18 protein-coding genes are annotated in these 14,516 nt (G+C 37.9%); 17 read left to right on the top strand and 1 reads right to left on the bottom strand.

Annotated elements, in window-relative coordinates:
- The first annotated feature begins 2 nt into the window (after positions 1 to 2).
- The 10 genes from A5819_RS01210 to A5819_RS19130 all read left to right on the top strand — a co-directional run bounded on the left by A5819_RS01210 (position 3) and on the right by A5819_RS19130 (position 7,960).
- A complete protein-coding gene (locus A5819_RS01210; RefSeq protein ID WP_086280812.1) occupies positions 3 to 1,205 on the top strand; it encodes a molybdopterin molybdotransferase MoeA in 1,203 nt (400 codons plus the stop codon).
- Positions 1,206 to 1,539: 334 nt separating this feature from the next.
- Positions 1,540 to 2,040, top strand: a complete 501-nt coding sequence (gene moaC, locus A5819_RS01205) for a cyclic pyranopterin monophosphate synthase MoaC (RefSeq protein WP_086280814.1) — start codon at positions 1,540 to 1,542, stop codon at positions 2,038 to 2,040.
- A 23-nt stretch (positions 2,041 to 2,063) separates the two neighbouring features.
- Positions 2,064 to 3,029, top strand: coding sequence for a GTP 3',8-cyclase MoaA (gene moaA / locus A5819_RS01200; protein ID WP_086280817.1), 966 nt, complete (start codon positions 2,064 to 2,066; stop codon positions 3,027 to 3,029).
- A 5-nt stretch (positions 3,030 to 3,034) separates the two neighbouring features.
- The gene (locus tag A5819_RS01195) at positions 3,035 to 3,469 is read left to right on the top strand and encodes an MOSC domain-containing protein (RefSeq protein ID WP_086280820.1); all 435 of its coding nucleotides are present in this window, start codon (positions 3,035 to 3,037) and stop codon (positions 3,467 to 3,469) included.
- Positions 3,462 to 3,935: a molybdenum cofactor biosynthesis protein B gene (locus A5819_RS01190; protein WP_086280824.1), complete on the top strand. Its 474-nt coding sequence runs from the start codon at positions 3,462 to 3,464 to the stop codon at positions 3,933 to 3,935. Before A5819_RS01195 ends, A5819_RS01190 begins: the two co-directional genes overlap by 8 nt.
- Before the next feature lie 15 nt (positions 3,936 to 3,950).
- Positions 3,951 to 4,925 carry a molybdopterin-binding protein gene (locus tag A5819_RS01185; protein ID WP_086280827.1) on the top strand — a complete coding sequence of 325 codons (975 nt, stop codon included), beginning with the start codon at positions 3,951 to 3,953 and terminating at the stop codon, positions 4,923 to 4,925.
- Between the two features lie 200 nt (positions 4,926 to 5,125).
- Positions 5,126 to 5,944: a molybdate ABC transporter substrate-binding protein gene (gene modA, locus A5819_RS01180; RefSeq protein ID WP_086280830.1), complete on the top strand. Its 819-nt coding sequence runs from the start codon at positions 5,126 to 5,128 to the stop codon at positions 5,942 to 5,944.
- Positions 5,945 to 5,953: 9 nt separating this feature from the next.
- A complete protein-coding gene (gene modB, locus A5819_RS01175) occupies positions 5,954 to 6,625 on the top strand; it encodes a molybdate ABC transporter permease subunit (protein WP_086280834.1) in 672 nt (223 codons plus the stop codon).
- Entirely contained in the window at positions 6,622 to 7,623 is a 1,002-nt protein-coding gene (locus A5819_RS01170; RefSeq protein ID WP_086280838.1) for a sulfate/molybdate ABC transporter ATP-binding protein, read from the top strand. Before modB ends, A5819_RS01170 begins: the two co-directional genes overlap by 4 nt.
- 181 nt (positions 7,624 to 7,804) lie before the next feature.
- On the top strand, positions 7,805 to 7,960 hold the full coding sequence (locus tag A5819_RS19130) for a hypothetical protein (RefSeq protein WP_176271333.1): 156 nt from the start codon (positions 7,805 to 7,807) through the stop codon (positions 7,958 to 7,960).
- Between the two features lie 102 nt (positions 7,961 to 8,062).
- Here the strand turns inward: A5819_RS19130 and A5819_RS01165 are convergent, their stop codons facing one another.
- Positions 8,063 to 8,806: a MurR/RpiR family transcriptional regulator gene (locus A5819_RS01165; protein WP_086280840.1), complete on the bottom strand. Its 744-nt coding sequence runs from the start codon at positions 8,804 to 8,806 to the stop codon at positions 8,063 to 8,065.
- A gap of 160 nt (positions 8,807 to 8,966) precedes the next feature.
- On the opposite strand from A5819_RS01165, the gene pfkB reads away from it, so the two are divergent.
- The 7 genes from pfkB to A5819_RS19125 all read left to right on the top strand — a co-directional run bounded on the left by pfkB (position 8,967) and on the right by A5819_RS19125 (position 14,342).
- Complete coding sequence (gene pfkB / locus A5819_RS01160) at positions 8,967 to 9,905, top strand: 1-phosphofructokinase (protein ID WP_086280842.1); 939 nt, start codon at positions 8,967 to 8,969, stop codon at positions 9,903 to 9,905.
- A gap of 1 nt (position 9,906) precedes the next feature.
- Complete coding sequence (locus A5819_RS01155; protein ID WP_086280845.1) at positions 9,907 to 11,322, top strand: PTS fructose transporter subunit IIC; 1,416 nt, start codon at positions 9,907 to 9,909, stop codon at positions 11,320 to 11,322.
- Positions 11,323 to 11,339: 17 nt separating this feature from the next.
- Positions 11,340 to 11,795, top strand: a complete 456-nt coding sequence (locus tag A5819_RS01150; protein WP_086280848.1) for a PTS sugar transporter subunit IIA — start codon at positions 11,340 to 11,342, stop codon at positions 11,793 to 11,795.
- A gap of 9 nt (positions 11,796 to 11,804) precedes the next feature.
- Positions 11,805 to 12,782, top strand: coding sequence for a tagatose-bisphosphate aldolase (gene lacD / locus A5819_RS01145; protein WP_086280851.1), 978 nt, complete (start codon positions 11,805 to 11,807; stop codon positions 12,780 to 12,782).
- A gap of 119 nt (positions 12,783 to 12,901) precedes the next feature.
- Complete coding sequence (locus A5819_RS01140; RefSeq protein WP_086280854.1) at positions 12,902 to 13,774, top strand: AraC family transcriptional regulator; 873 nt, start codon at positions 12,902 to 12,904, stop codon at positions 13,772 to 13,774.
- A 122-nt stretch (positions 13,775 to 13,896) separates the two neighbouring features.
- Entirely contained in the window at positions 13,897 to 14,166 is a 270-nt protein-coding gene (gene rpsN, locus A5819_RS01135) for a 30S ribosomal protein S14 (protein WP_086280857.1), read from the top strand.
- 35 nt (positions 14,167 to 14,201) lie between these two features.
- Positions 14,202 to 14,342 (top strand): putative metal homeostasis protein, encoded by a 141-nt coding sequence (locus tag A5819_RS19125; RefSeq protein WP_176271332.1) that lies wholly within the window; start codon positions 14,202 to 14,204, stop codon positions 14,340 to 14,342.
- The last annotated feature ends 174 nt before the right edge of the window (positions 14,343 to 14,516 follow it).

Below are 14,516 nucleotides of genomic sequence, written 5' to 3'. Positions count from 1 at the left end.
CAATGATTGAAGTCGAAGCAGCAAGAATAAAAATCAACCAATTTTTCGCTCAGCAAAAAGCAGTGGAGCATGTTTCTATTTTAAAAGCTGTTGGACGAGTCTGCGCAGAAGATATCTTTGCTAAAATCGCTGTACCACATTTTCCTAGAGCTGGTATGGATGGTTATGCCGTTATTGCTGAAGAAACACAAGGTGCAAGTTTAGAAAAACCAATTTGTTTAAACGTCAGTAACTCGATTTTTGCTGGAGATTCAGAGCCAGATCGAGTAAATGAATCTGGTTCTGCTGTTAGAATCATGACAGGAGCACCGATTCCAGCCCCTTTTGATGCGGTGATCAAACAAGAATGGACCGATTATGGCCAAACAGAGGTCAAAATCTACCGAGAAATCAAAGCGGGGCGTAATTATGGTGTTGTGGGTGAAGATGTGAGGCTTGAACAAAAGATTTTTTCAAAATATCAATTGATCAATAGCCGTGTAGTTGGTATCTTAGCAGCCCAAGGAATTGAAATGATTCAAGTCTTAGCGCCAATGAAAGTCGGAATTTTAGCGACTGGGAGTGAGTTAGTTTCTTTAGGGGCAACACTCACTTCAGGCAAAATCTATGACAGCAATCTATATACGCTAGCTTCGTTCATTCAATCTAGTGGCAGTCAAATAATCTTCAAAGAGCATTGTTCAGATGATCCTAAAGAGATTGCTGAGATCATTCGTGAAAGAGTGGCAGATGTGGATCTATTGATCACGACAGGCGGTGTTTCAGTGGGGGAAAAGGACTATGTTCCTCAAGTTATCGAATCTTTAGGTGGAGAGACGCTCTTTCATTTTGTAAATATGAAACCAGGAACACCAATGATGGCAAGTAGCTATCAAAACAAACTACTTTTAAACTTGTCTGGCAATCCTTTTGCGGCTGTGGTCAATTTGCATCTATTTTATTGGTCAGCGCTGGCTCATTTTTTAAACTGCTCTGAGTTAAAGCTAGAACAACGTCAAGTTCAATTACTAGAAGAGTTAACGCCTTCTAATATTCGCCGCTTTATTCGGGCGTATGAAGAAAATGGTATGGTGTCTTTAAATGCAAAATTACATTATTCTTCAGTATTTCATAATACTCTTGAAACCAATTGTATGATCGATCAACCAGCTAAAAAGCTATTGAAAAAAGGAGACTATGTAACAGTTTATTATTGGAAATTTTAACAATTTAGTTATGACAAGGAGGTACTGTGTAACATCAGCCCGTACCTCGCTGTGTTTTACAGCAATAAGCCAGCATTCATGAAAATTGTTCTTCAAATTTTTGTGCATGCTGGCTTATTGCTGAAGATCCTGATTTTTTCACACTGTTTATTTGGACTTTGAGTGACTGGGACATGAATCAAAGAGTTTTGTCCCACACTCTTTGTTTTTGGGGCTAAAAAAATTTATTTATATCAGATTGTTTTTTTTTAGCCAGAGTGCTAAACTTAAGGAAAAGATAGCGAACGCTACTAACAATTTAGTGAATGATGAAAGCGTTTTACGAGGTGTTTAGATGAAAGAAACTTTACAATTTACTCATATCAATGAACAAGGACAAGCTCGGATGGTCGATGTTTCAAAAAAAGCAGCAACAGAAAGAACCGCAGTCGCTTACGGAGAGATTCATATGAATCAAGAGGTTGCATCAGGGATCAAAAATCAGACGATAAAAAAAGGTGAAGTGCTGCAAGTGGCTAGAGTGGCAGGGATTATGGCGGCAAAAAAAACATTTGAATTAATTCCACTTTGTCATGTCTTAGCCTTAACGAAATGTGAGGTCGATTTTAGCTGGAAGACAGCTCAAATTTTATCCGTTCGTTGTTTAACAAAAACAGTGGGGGTTACAGGTGTTGAGATGGAAGCCTTGACTGGCGCTAATATTGCCCTGCTAACGATTTATGATATGTGCAAGGCAATGGATCATGAGATGAAGATCATGAATGTCTGTTTACTAGAAAAATCAGGTGGTAATAGCGGACATTTTATTTCAACAAATCAGGAGATCAACGAATAAGGTTGTAGGAAGGCGGACTTAAAATGAAGGATTCTTTTAATCGTGAAATTGATTATGTGCGGCTATCTGTGACAGATCGTTGTGATCTTAGGTGTACGTACTGTATGCCGGCAACAGGAATGTGTTTTCTAAAAAAAAATGAGGTTTTAAGTTTTGATAACCTAGTATTTTTGATCAAGAGTTTAGCTAAACAAGGAATTAAAAAAGTTAAAATCACAGGTGGTGAACCCTTGACTCGCAGGGATACTGTCGCATTGATCAAGTCGATAAAAGCTATCAACGGTATTGAAAAAGTGACCTTAACAACCAATGGTATTCAGTTGGAAAGATATGCTGAGGCTTTAAAAGAGGCGAATTTAGATGGACTTAATATTAGTATTGATACATTAGATCCAGACGAATTTCGTGCAATTACCCGAGTAGGGGAGTTAAAACGAGTATTAACTGGTTTGGAAAAAGCCATCGAGGTAGGTTTACCGAATATTAAAGTGAATACAGTTGCCAGAGGAGAGCTGACAGAAGAGGCTATTTGCGAAATTGCAGCATTTGCTAAAATGAACCCCATCCATGTACGTTTTATTGAGTTGATGCCGATCGGTTTAGGCAAAGGCTGTCCTGGAAAGACACAAGAAGAGCTCTTTTCTATACTAGAATCAAACTATGGCCAGCTGAGACCCTTTGAACAGCGTTTAGGAAATGGACCAGCTAGTTATTTTTCATTACCAGATTTTAAAGGGAAAATTGGCTTTATTAGCGCGTTAGGTCATTGTTTTTGTGCTGAATGTGATCGAATCCGGATTACAGCAGATGGCTGTTTGAAAACCTGCTTGCATATGGACGATGGCTGTGATTTAAAAGGCGCTTTGCAGGCAGAAGATGAAGAATTACTGTTAAAACAGGTTTTTTCAGCAATTCAACGTAAACCTGCGAAACATCATTTTTTAGAGAGTCAGGGCGATTCTCGGTTAATGTCACAAATTGGAGGGTAAAGAGTATGGCAGTAGGAGAAATTATTGGGATCAATATTAGTGAACGACGGGGGACACAGAAAAAAGAAATTCCAGAAGTCGATTTAATCAAAGGTTTTGGGTTAGAAAATGATGCGCATGGCGGCAATTGGCATCGCCAAGTCAGCTTGTTATCTTTTGAAAAAATCACCGAGTTTAATGAGCGGGGAGCTCGTGTAGGCAATGGTGCTTTTGGCGAAAATATTATTGTATCAGGAATTGACCTGCGTGTATTACCTGTTGGCAGTCAAATTCGGATTGGTCAGGCGGAATTAGTCGTGACGCAAATTGGGAAAGAATGCCATAAACATTGTCAAATCTATGCACGAGTGGGCGATTGTATTATGCCTAGAGAAGGTATTTTTGCTGTTGTCGTAGCAGAAGGTCATATCAAAAAAGGAGATCAACTAGAAGTTGTATAAAGTAGGGATCATTACATTAAGTGATAAAGGGGCTCAGGGACTACGAGAAGATGAATCTGGTCGGATCATAAAAGAGCTGATCCAAGATCAATTTGAACTGGTGAATCAAACTATATTACCAGATGAAGTGCGTGAGCTTAGCTCATTATTGATTGAATGGTGTAGAACTTGCGACTTGATCTTAACGACTGGTGGTACTGGTCTAGGTGTCCGAGACATCACACCAGAAGCAACCTTAAGTATTGGAGAAAAAGAGATTCCAGGTATTAGTGAAGGAATGCGCATGAAAAGTATTCAAAAAACGCCCTTTGCCATGTTGAGCCGAGGTGTTGCGGTACAGCGGGGGAAAACTTTGATCATCAATTTACCAGGAAGTCCTAAAGGGGTGACTGAAAATCTAAGTTACTTACTACCGATTTTACCTCATGCCTTAGATATTTTAACCGATCGAAAAACAGAGCATTAAGCGGAGGAAACAAGGATGAAAGTTGTAAAGACAGTCGATGCAGTAGGGTTGATTTTGTATCAGGATATTACCAAAATCGTAAAAGGTGAGTTTAAAGGAGCTCTTTTTTCAAAAGGCTATCAAGTTAAACAAGAAGATATTCCCGTGTTGCTGGCATTAGGAAAAGAGCACTTATTTTTAAAATCAGATGAATCAAACTTGATCCACGAAAATGATGCAGCTGATTTTTTATATCATTTGATTGCTGGAGAACAGATGCGACCAACACCGATTTCAGAAGGGAAAATCGAAGTAGTAGCTGAAGTAGACGGCTTATTGAAAGTCGATCAAGACAGGTTGTTTGCCTTAAACTCGATTGAAAAAGTTGCAGTTGCAACACTGAAAAATAATCAAAAGGTTAAGGCTGGACAAAAAGTAGCAGGAACACGGATCATTCCGTTAGAAATTGAACCAGAAAACTTGCTTCAAGCTGAAAAATTGATTGGTCATAAAGAAATCTTAACTTTAATCCCTTTTAAGCCAGTAAAGGTAGGAATCGTGACGACGGGCAGTGAAGTATTCAAAGGATTGATCAAAGATTCTTTTACCCCTGTTGTTAAGGAGAAATTATCTCACTATCCAAATGCTACGATTGCTTTTCACGAAATTGTCAATGATGATCCACAACAGATCACAAAAGCGATTGAAAAGATGCTGGCAGCTGGAGCGGAGCTCATTTTTTGCACTGGAGGTATGAGTGTTGATCCAGATGACCGCACGCCACTAGCAATAAAACAAACAGGAGCAAAGATTGTTTTTTATGGTACACCAGTTTTACCAGGTTCAATGTTGTTGTTAGCTTATTTAGATGGAAAAACAATTATGGGGTTGCCTGGCGGTGTGATGTTTTCTGAACGGACGGTATTTGATTTGCTATTGCCAAGGATCATTGCGCAAGACACAATCACGAAAGAAGAAATCAACGCCTTAGGGTATGGTGGCTATTTATAAATTAGTTATCGAGCAGCACAGGCTAGCACTATGCTCTGCTTCGATCTCATCAATTCCTAAGAGCTAAAGCTCCAAGGATTGAAGGTTTCGAGAAAAAGATAAAAATGGAGTGAGACAAAGAGCGTCTCAATCAAATTTTCCTATTTTCCAGTCAAGTCTGAAAGAACTCGATACGCTTTTAACTTTTAGGAGGAGAAATTATGAAACAACATTACAAAGTGAAGGGTATTTGTCTACTGGTATTAGCATTTCTATTTTTAACCGCGTGTACATCTCAAAAAACGAAGGCAACAATTTCAACCAGTTCTAGCAGTTCAGAAGAGGAACATCACCTATTGATCGCAGCGGCAGCCAGTTTAGAGTCAGTCATGGAAAAGCAAATCATACCAGCTTTTGAGAAAAATAATCCTGGAACGACAGTAGAAGGAAATTATGATAGTTCTGGAAAATTACAAACACAAATTGAAAAAGGATTAGAAGCGGATATTTTCTTTTCAGCTGCAACTAAGCAAATGGATGCGTTGGTTTCACAAAATTTAGTGGATCAGAAAAGTGTTGTTCCATTATTACAAAATCAATTAGTTATGATTGTACCAAGCTCTTCTGATGTTGATTGGAAAGAGTTTAGTGATTTGAAAAAAGCTGAGATGGTTGCAGTAGGCGACCCTGCAAGTGTTCCAGCAGGACAGTATGCTGAAAAAGGCTTGAAAGCGTTGGGTTTATGGGATGAGGTCAAAGAGCATGCTAGTTTTGGAACGAATGTAACAGAAGTGTTAAATTGGGTCGCTGAAGGAAGCGCTCAAGCTGGTCTCGTTTATGCTACAGACGCGGCTTCTACGGATAAAGTCAAAGTTGTAGCTGTTTTACCAGAAGATACCCTGAATGATCCAATCATCTACCCAATTGGTTTAGTTGAGAAATCGAAAGAAAAAGCAAGCGCAGAAGACTTTATCCTCTTTTTGCAAAGTAAAGAAGTGGCTAAGTACTTTGAAGATACAGGTTTTATTATGAATAAGTAGGTGAATGTGATGGATTTAAGTCCAATCATTATTTCGTTTCAAACGGCGATCATAGCGATATTTTTTACTTTTTTTAGTGGAACCTTGATTGCTTATCTTGTTTTTCGTCAGAAAAATCAAGGACTTAAAATTCTGCTTAACAGTTTATTTACCTTGCCACTGGTGTTGCCACCAACTGTTTTTGGTTTCTTTTTACTGGATATATTTGGTGTTCAACAGCCAATAGGTAAATTTTTATTGGATTTTTTTTCTGTTAAGGTAGTTTTTTCTTGGGCAGCAACAGTGATTGCAGCAGTTGCAGTGTCATTTCCTTTGATGTATCGTTCTGGGATCGCAGCGTTTGAACAAATTGACCCTGATCTATTAGCTGCTGCTAAAACGTTAGGGTTTTCGGAGAAAAAAATATTTTTTAAAATTGCGTTTCCTTTGGCAATCAATGGGCTTTTAGCCGGAGGCGTGTTAGCTTTTGCTCGTGGGCTAGGTGAATTTGGGGCAACAACGATGCTAGCAGGCAATATTGCAGGAAAGACTCGAACGTTGCCGTTAGCTATATACTCAGCGGTTGCAGCAGGTGACTGGTCATTAGCGCGACAATATGTGACGATCATTGTGCTTATTTGTCTGTTGATCTTATTTTTAACGGAGCTATTCAGCAGAAAATCGCGGAGGACACATGGATGAAACTTTTTGTTGATATTCAAAAAAAATTGCGTGATCATCAGTTGAGTGCCACTTTTGAAATCGAAGCAACCACATTAGGAGTCTTAGGTGCTTCTGGTTGTGGCAAAAGTATGCTTCTAAAATGCATTGCTGGAATCGAAACGCCAGATTCAGGCAAGATTCAATTAGGTGATCGAGTGCTTTTTGATCAGGAAAAAAGGATCGATCTACCACCGCAACAGCGTAAAGTAGGACTGTTGTTTCAGCAGTATGCGCTCTTTCCACATTTTACAGTGTTTAAAAATTTAAGCAGTGTGACCAAAGATCAAAACCTGATCACGGTGTTGTTATGTATGTTTCATTTAGAAAATGTTAAAAATAGCTACCCTAGACAGCTTTCAGGTGGACAAAAACAACGTGTAGCTTTAGCTCGGATGTTAGCCTCACAGCCTGAATTATTGTTATTGGATGAGCCTTTTTCAGCGTTGGATGCCTCATTAAAAGAGGAGCTCCAACTAGAATTACAAAACCATTTAGCCGACTTTAAAGGAAATGTCCTGATCGTCAGTCATAGTCTAGATGAACTTTATCGACTATGTCCTAAGCTCCTGATTATGACAGAAGCAGGTTTAATCAAGGGGCAAACGACTGAGTTGTTTAAGCAACCACAAACTGAAGCTGCCGCTCGCTTGACTGGTTGTAAAAACATTTTTCCTATTAAACGGATCGATGCTCATACAGTTCAAGTTAAAGGGTGGAAAACGCCAATGATTGTCACAGCAGAGGTGCCTGTTACTTGTCGTTATATCGGGATTCGAGCTCATGATTTATTGGTAAACGGTGCTGAAGGCAACCAACTGGATGTAGATTATGTTAGTAGTCAGCAAACTCCGTTTGAACAGAACGCTTGGTTTGTATGTAATGACCTTGATCTTTGGTGGAAGGGAAGTAAACAAATCGAAATGAGCAAAGTCAAAAGATTCAGTGTGTCACCTGATGCCATCATGGTTTTAAACTAAGCGTTCAAGATGTTATTTAATGAGGGGAAATCAATTGGAAAAGAAGCAGTGGACAAATCAATCTTTGGAGTGTGCTTTTTGTATGGAGCTGTGGAAGTACAATGTTGCTGACTTTGAATTATTTTTGCTTTAAGAAAAATGTTCATCGTTGGAAAATATAAATAGGAGGTTATTCGTTGGGATGAAAGAGAGTGACTTTATTGATTATTTGACTGTAGCACTTAAAAATTTAGGCTATACAAAAACGGGTATTCTTAATGCTGAAGGGGAGGTAAAGAGACTGATCAAACAATATTCTACTGAGGAGATTAAAGCTAAAGTAGATAAGATAAAGTAACACATTGTGCCATGAGTTTAAGCAGGTGGATAAAAACGTATTTATCCAAACTTGGAGAGCGAGACAAAGCAGACTATTGTTTTGTCTCGCTCCTTTTTTGTCTTAATTTGTACGGATGGCATAAGAATCAAGCAAAATTCTTGCCATAACGGAAAGTGGTAATCTTGATCGAACTTCATATTCTGGAAAATAAGAACCTTCTGATTTAAATCCCGTGAAGACGATTTCAGATAATTGTGCTAACGAACTGCTTGAATTAGCGGTTAATGTGATCGTGCTGACTTCATTTTTTAAACAATTTTTTACTGCGGTGACTAACTCAGCTGTTTCGCCATTTAAAGAAATCAAGAGGACGATGTCATTTTTCGTCATTTTTTTACTGATGCTCGTAATGATATTGGGATCTGCATGCATCTCACAATATTTTCCTAAAAGTTGGAATTTAACCGTCATTTCTTGGGCAATCAATTCTGAAAAACCACGAGCAAAAATGACGATTTTTTGTGCTGCTTTGATTTTTTGAATGGCATCTTCAATACTACCGCTATCCAGTCTATTGATTGTACGAATAACTTCTTGTTCATTTTTTAAGATCGCACGTTTGATTTCAGCATCGATTTTTTCAACACCAGAGAAATTGATTGTCGTATTTGATTGATCTTTTAGATAATGCTTAAACGAAGTAAAGCCTTCATATCCTTTCTTTTTCATGGCACGAACGATCGTTGCGGTAGAAACATTGGCTTTTTCACTTAATTTGACAATGGAATAATTAGGGATATCAACAAGATGATTGTCGATAAAATTCCATAAATACTTTTCTGAGTCACTTAATGCTTTTTCCATGATGAAAAATCCCCCAATCTGCTCCTATTCTTTTTCCTATCATACCATTTTCATAAGAGAGAAATAAGGATTGTATCGTTTTTCAGGTAATTATTATAATTATGAAAACATTTACATAGTAAACTATCCGATAATACAAGTGTGAGAAAGGAGGAGCAAAATGGTTCAACTATATACTTGTACGATGAATTTAGCAATCGATTTATTTATCGAAACAGAAACGATGGAGCCTAGCATTGTCAATCGAACGCTTGATGATGATATTCAAGCGAATGGGAAAGGAGTAAATGTATCACTGATTCTAAAAAAATTAGACATAGATAGTACTGCAATTGGATTTAGTGGTGGTTTCACAGGTCGGTATATTGAAGAATTTCTCTACGAAAAAAAGATAGCAACCGAATTTATTCATATTTCAGAGAACACTCGAATCAATGTTTTTACGCAAGTCAATCAAGAACAAACAGAATATAAGCTAGTCAATAAAGGACCTAAGATTCCTAGTGAAAAAATCAGTGAGTTATTAAGAATGATAGAAACGATTGAAGCTGGGGCTTATCTATGTGTTTCAGGTAGTTTGCCTCAAGGGATTTCTGAAATGATTTTAGTTAAAATTAGTCAAATCGCTCACAGAAATCAGGTCAACTTAATTTTAGATAGTAGTTACAATAGCGTAATGGATTGTTTAAGCTATCAGCCTTATTTACTAAAACCAAATGAGGAAGAATTGGCGAGATGGTTTGACCAAACAGAGATTTCATTAAACGAAAGTCCTGAATACTTACAGCGTTTGATCGATCAAGGGGCACAACGAGTCTTGCTATCCTTTGGCGGAAAAGGCTGCTTCTATGCTGATAAAGAGAATCTTATTTATGGAAATGCTCCGACAGGAAAAGTAGTGAACACAGCTTGTGCAGGCGACACGTTACTTGCTACTTTCATTAGTGGTTTGCTGAGGGGAAAGAGATTAGATGAAACCTTAAAACATAGTATTGCTGCTGGCAGTTCAACAGCTTTTAGAAAAGGACTGACTGATTTTAGTGACATCAAAGAGTTAGAAAAACAAATTCAAATTCAAACAATAGAAGGGAAGATCTGATATGACAAAGTATCAATTGATCGCAGCAACAGGTTGTCCTACTGGGATCGCCCATACGTATATGGCACAAGAAGCATTAGAGCAAGCTGCAAAAGCCAAAGGCGTGACGATCAAGGTGGAAACCCATGGTCAAATCGGTGTGGAAAATGAATTAACACAAGCTGAAATCGAAGAAGCGGATGCGGTCATTATTGCGGCAGATAAAGATGTTCATGCGGAACGATTTGCTGGAAAACGGGTGATTGAGGTTTCCGTCAGCAAAGGAATCAAAGAAGCTAGTCAATTGATTGATGATGCTTTAGCAGGAAAAGGAAAAGTTCTTGGTGGTGATAAATCCGTTTCTGTAGCTGTACTAGAGAAAAAAGAGAATGAAAGAAAAGGTATCGGACATAGTATTTATAAGAATCTAATGAACGGTGTTTCTCATATGTTGCCTTTTGTCGTTAGTGGTGGGGTGCTGATTGCTATCTCATTTTTATGGGGGATTTATTCAGCAGATCCAGAAAGTACGCAATTCAATCAATTTGCAGCAACTTTAAAAGAAATCGGTGGTTTAGCAATGGGCATGATGGTACCAATTTTATCAGCCTATATTGCAGAAGGGATTGCCAAACGTCCAGGTTTAGTTGTTGGCTTTGTGGGTGGATTAGTGGCAACTAATGGCGGAACAGGATTTTTAGGTGGAATCGTTTCTGGTTTCTTAGCTGGATATGTTGTTCTAGGCTTAGTCAAAGTATTCAACGTTTTGCCAAAATCATTAGATGGGTTAAAAGCAATCTTTTTATATCCCGTTTTAGGTGTTGCCATCACTGGATTGATCATGTATGGCATTGCAGGACCGATGTCAGCAATCAATGAAGGTATGATGGATTTTCTAGCAGGTTTTGAAAACTCAAGTCCTTTAGTTTTAGGAGTTATTGTTGGATGCATGTGTGCCTTTGATATGGGTGGCCCAGTGAATAAAGCCGCGTATGTTACAGGGACAGCCCTTTTAGCACAAGGAAATACCAGCTTTATGGCAGGGGTTTCGGCCGCCTGTATTGCACCGCCATTGATCACAGGATTTGCTGTTTTATTTTTCCGAAAGTATTTTGATACGAATGAACAAAATGCTGGGTTGGTCAACTTTATTTTAGGTTCCACTCACATTACAGAAGGGGCGATTCCTTTTGCAGCAAAAGATCCATTAAGAGTATTGCCGACGATGATGTTAGGCTCTTCGATTGCTGCGGTTTTGACCTATATGTTTAAAGTTCAAGTCCCTGCACCACATGGCGGATTCTTAGTCTTACCTGTTGTGACACACGGGTTGCTTTGGGTATTAGCCATTTTAGCTGGTTCACTTGTTGGTGGATTTTTACTGGGGCTGATTCAAAAACGCAGAGTTGAAAAAAAAAGGCAACAATCTAAACAATAGAAAGAGGTTGAAGCGAAATGGTTTTAGTAAATGCAACAAACGTTTTCATAAATATAGCATTGGACACAAAAGCGAGTGCTTTACAATTTTTAGCAGAATCTGCACAAAAGTTACGGCTTACCACAGATAGTTCAGCTGTACTAACCAGTTTTCATAATCGTGAAAAAGAGGGAAGCACAGGCATGATGGACGGTTTTGCCATACCACATGCCAAAAATCCAACTATTACTGAGGCAAGTGTGCTGATTGTAAAAACGAAGAATCCCATTGATTGGGATAGTTTAGATGGTATCCCTACTGAAGTGATCATAGCCTTACTGATTCCCGAACAAGAAGCTGGAACGACGCACTTGAAACTATTATCAAAAGTGGCTCGTTTATTGATGAAAAGTGAGTTTAAGCAAAAAATAAAACAACTAGACTCAGAAACAGAAATAGCAGAATATATAAATCAACAATTAATGGAGGCGTAGTAAAAAACTATGAAAAAAATGACAGAATCTAAATTAGCAGCAATGAAACGAATGAGTAACAAAGACGGGTTGATCGGAGCACTTGCCATCGACCAGCGAGGCTCATTAAAAAAAATGATCGAAACAGCGAGTGTGACAGAAGTAGGAGAAGAGGCTATTACCTCGTTTAAAGAAATTGTTTCTCGTGAATTGACACCTTATGCTTCTGCGATTCTTTTAGATCCAGAATACGGATTATCTGCAGCAAAAGTGCGAGATCAAGAAGCAGGGTTACTGGTTGCCTATGAAAAAACAGGGTATGACGCTAGTGAACCGGGACGTTTGCCTGATCTATTAAGTAATTGGTCAGTTAAACGGTTGAAAGAAGCTAAGGCAGATGCTGTTAAATTTTTATTGTATTATGATGTAGATGAGCCAAGCGAGATCAATGAACAAAAACAAGTTTTTATGGAACGAATCGGTTCGGAATGTGATGCAGAAGGTTTGCCATTTTTCTTAGAATTAGTATCCTATGATGCAAAAATAACGGATGTATCAAGCAAAGAATATGCCAAAATCAAACCGCACAAAGTCATTGAAATGATGAAAGAATTTAGTAAACCACGCTATAATGTGGATGTTTTAAAAGTAGAGGTACCTGTGAATATGGCGTTTGTAGAAGGTTTTGGTTCAGACGTTTGTTTTTCAAAAGAAGAAGCAAAGCAATTATTTAAAGAACAAAGTGAGGCAACGAATCTGCCATTTATTTTTCTAAGTGCAGGTGTTAGCAGTAAACGTTTTCAAGAAACGTTGTACTTTGCAAAAGAGGCTGGTTCAACGTTTAATGGCGTATTATGCGGTCGAGCAACATGGAAAGATGGGGTGATACCGTTTGCGCAAGAAGGAAAAATAGCAGCGGAGCAATGGATGAGAACTGTTGGGAAAGAGAACATCGAATCATTAAATCGTGTCTTGAAAGAAACAGCAACACCATGGATGAACAGATAAAATGAACTTGGAAAAGGCAATCTGCTACTCAGTAGGGATTGTTTTTTTCAATAAAATCAGTTGTAAAAAACCAAAAATTTGATAAAGTAAAAGAGAAGAGAAATTCTTGGAGGCAAAAGATGAGCGTATACCTAGAACGACCAGAGTTTGAAGGAAATCTCCTATTTAGAGCTTTTATCAATGACGGTATGACAATTGTTTATCCTCATTGGCATAAAGAAATTGAAATCATCTATTCAATACGAGGAACAGTCAACATCGGTGTAGGGGATGACGTTGTTTCCGTTTCAGAAGGGGAAATTTATTTTTTTGCCAGTGGAGAACCCCATTATTTTCTAGCTTCGCCAGATAGTGAACGAATTGTTTATCAGTTTGACTTGAGTTTATTTGATGAAAAAAACGTAAAATCAGCAAAGGATTGTTCCTTGATCGAACTATTTGAAACTGGAGAAAAGCATAGTTCAAAATGGTCGAAGTCATTAATAGTGGAGATGAAAAAACTATTGCAGCAGTTATTCGAGGAAGTTGAAAAAGATGCTCCAGGGAAAAACTATGCATTGTTTCATTTACTATTTCAACTGATTACAACCTTTTACAGAAGGTTACCTCAAACTCAGGTAAAAGTAAAAAAGGGTGCTAAGTCATCGACAATTAACTACAAAGGAAATTTAGAGCAGTTAGATCGGATCTTTACGTATGTTGAAAATCATTATGAAGAATCGATAACACTAGAAGAAATTGCCAAGTATAGTGGTTTTAGCTCCTATTACTTCACCCGCTTTTTCAAAGCGAATACTGGTACGACCTTTATGAGCTTTTTGACGGAATATCGAATTAATCAAGCCAAGTTTATTTTGGCAAATGAAAAAGTACCCATGATCGAGGTAGCTGAAAAATCAGGATTTGCTAGTGTGAAGACGTTTCACCATGTTTTTAAAGAACAGGTTGGCATATCACCTTTAAAATATCAGAAGAATTTTTTTGAAATATAGTATAAAAGCCCAAAATTTAGGGCTTTTTTTAATAATAAAAACTTGTATTTTCTGTTAGTTAATGTTATTCTTATTACTCTCAAAAAGTAATCATTACGATTTAGGAAGGGTGAAAAGAAAATATGGCTAAAAAATCAAAAATTGCCAAAGCAAAACGACAACAAGACTTGATCGAAAAATATGCGGAACTACGCATGGAATTAAAGGCAAATAACGATTACGAAGCATTGGCAAAATTGCCAAAAGATTCTAACCCGAATCGCTTAAAAAATCGTGATTTGATCGATGGACGACCAAGAGCATATATGCGTAAATTTGGCATGTCACGAATCAATTTTAGAACCTTAGCACATCAAGGAAAAATTCCTGGCGTGCATAAAGCAAGTTGGTAACAGTAACTAATAAATACTAGTAATGAGGTGATTTGATGGAAAAACAAGATCTTTCAAGTGCACGGAGACGATTGAAGTGTACAAATCGCAAAACAAGAAAACGAGCGTTAAAAATCATTCAGCAATCTAAGCGGGAGCAAAGACATCGTGCGATGGCTGCGGGTACTGTTGGCTGAGTGTTTTAGGGATCGGATTAGAGTGTGAAGTTCTTCCTTTTGTATAGAAGGGAAGGGCTTTTTTTATTTTGTGTGAGGTGTTTGGTGATTCAAGAGTAAGGAAACTTTTCTTTCTTTGTTTGTTATGTACTGCTTAACATTAGTTTTGTGTGAAGAGTTTGGTGATTCAAGAGT

Origin of the sequence: Enterococcus sp. 7E2_DIV0204 (assembly GCF_002140855.1) — a bacterium.
Taxonomy (GTDB): Bacteria; Bacillota; Bacilli; order Lactobacillales; family Enterococcaceae; genus Enterococcus_L; species Enterococcus_L lemimoniae.
This window is presented reverse-complemented; position numbering and strand designations above follow the sequence as displayed.

Bases quoted from the DNA above. Each gene is read 5' to 3' on its own strand.
- A5819_RS01210 (WP_086280812.1), top strand. From the start codon at position 3: ATGATTGAAGTCGAAGCAGCAAGAATAAAAATCAACCAATTTTTCGCT.
- moaC (WP_086280814.1), top strand. From the start codon at position 1,540: ATGAAAGAAACTTTACAATTTACTCATATCAATGAACAAGGACAAGCT.
- moaA (WP_086280817.1), top strand. From the start codon at position 2,064: ATGAAGGATTCTTTTAATCGTGAAATTGATTATGTGCGGCTATCTGTG.
- A5819_RS01195 (WP_086280820.1), top strand. From the start codon at position 3,035: ATGGCAGTAGGAGAAATTATTGGGATCAATATTAGTGAACGACGGGGG.
- A5819_RS01185 (WP_086280827.1), top strand. From the start codon at position 3,951: ATGAAAGTTGTAAAGACAGTCGATGCAGTAGGGTTGATTTTGTATCAG.
- modA (WP_086280830.1), top strand. From the start codon at position 5,126: ATGAAACAACATTACAAAGTGAAGGGTATTTGTCTACTGGTATTAGCA.
- modB (WP_086280834.1), top strand. From the start codon at position 5,954: ATGGATTTAAGTCCAATCATTATTTCGTTTCAAACGGCGATCATAGCG.
- A5819_RS01170 (WP_086280838.1), top strand. From the start codon at position 6,622: ATGAAACTTTTTGTTGATATTCAAAAAAAATTGCGTGATCATCAGTTG.
- A5819_RS19130 (WP_176271333.1), top strand. From the start codon at position 7,805: ATGAAAGAGAGTGACTTTATTGATTATTTGACTGTAGCACTTAAAAAT.
- A5819_RS01165 (WP_086280840.1), bottom strand. From the start codon at position 8,806: ATGGAAAAAGCATTAAGTGACTCAGAAAAGTATTTATGGAATTTTATC.
- pfkB (WP_086280842.1), top strand. From the start codon at position 8,967: ATGGTTCAACTATATACTTGTACGATGAATTTAGCAATCGATTTATTT.
- A5819_RS01155 (WP_086280845.1), top strand. From the start codon at position 9,907: ATGACAAAGTATCAATTGATCGCAGCAACAGGTTGTCCTACTGGGATC.
- A5819_RS01150 (WP_086280848.1), top strand. From the start codon at position 11,340: ATGGTTTTAGTAAATGCAACAAACGTTTTCATAAATATAGCATTGGAC.
- lacD (WP_086280851.1), top strand. From the start codon at position 11,805: ATGAAAAAAATGACAGAATCTAAATTAGCAGCAATGAAACGAATGAGT.
- A5819_RS01140 (WP_086280854.1), top strand. From the start codon at position 12,902: ATGAGCGTATACCTAGAACGACCAGAGTTTGAAGGAAATCTCCTATTT.
- rpsN (WP_086280857.1), top strand. From the start codon at position 13,897: ATGGCTAAAAAATCAAAAATTGCCAAAGCAAAACGACAACAAGACTTG.
- A5819_RS19125 (WP_176271332.1), top strand. From the start codon at position 14,202: ATGGAAAAACAAGATCTTTCAAGTGCACGGAGACGATTGAAGTGTACA.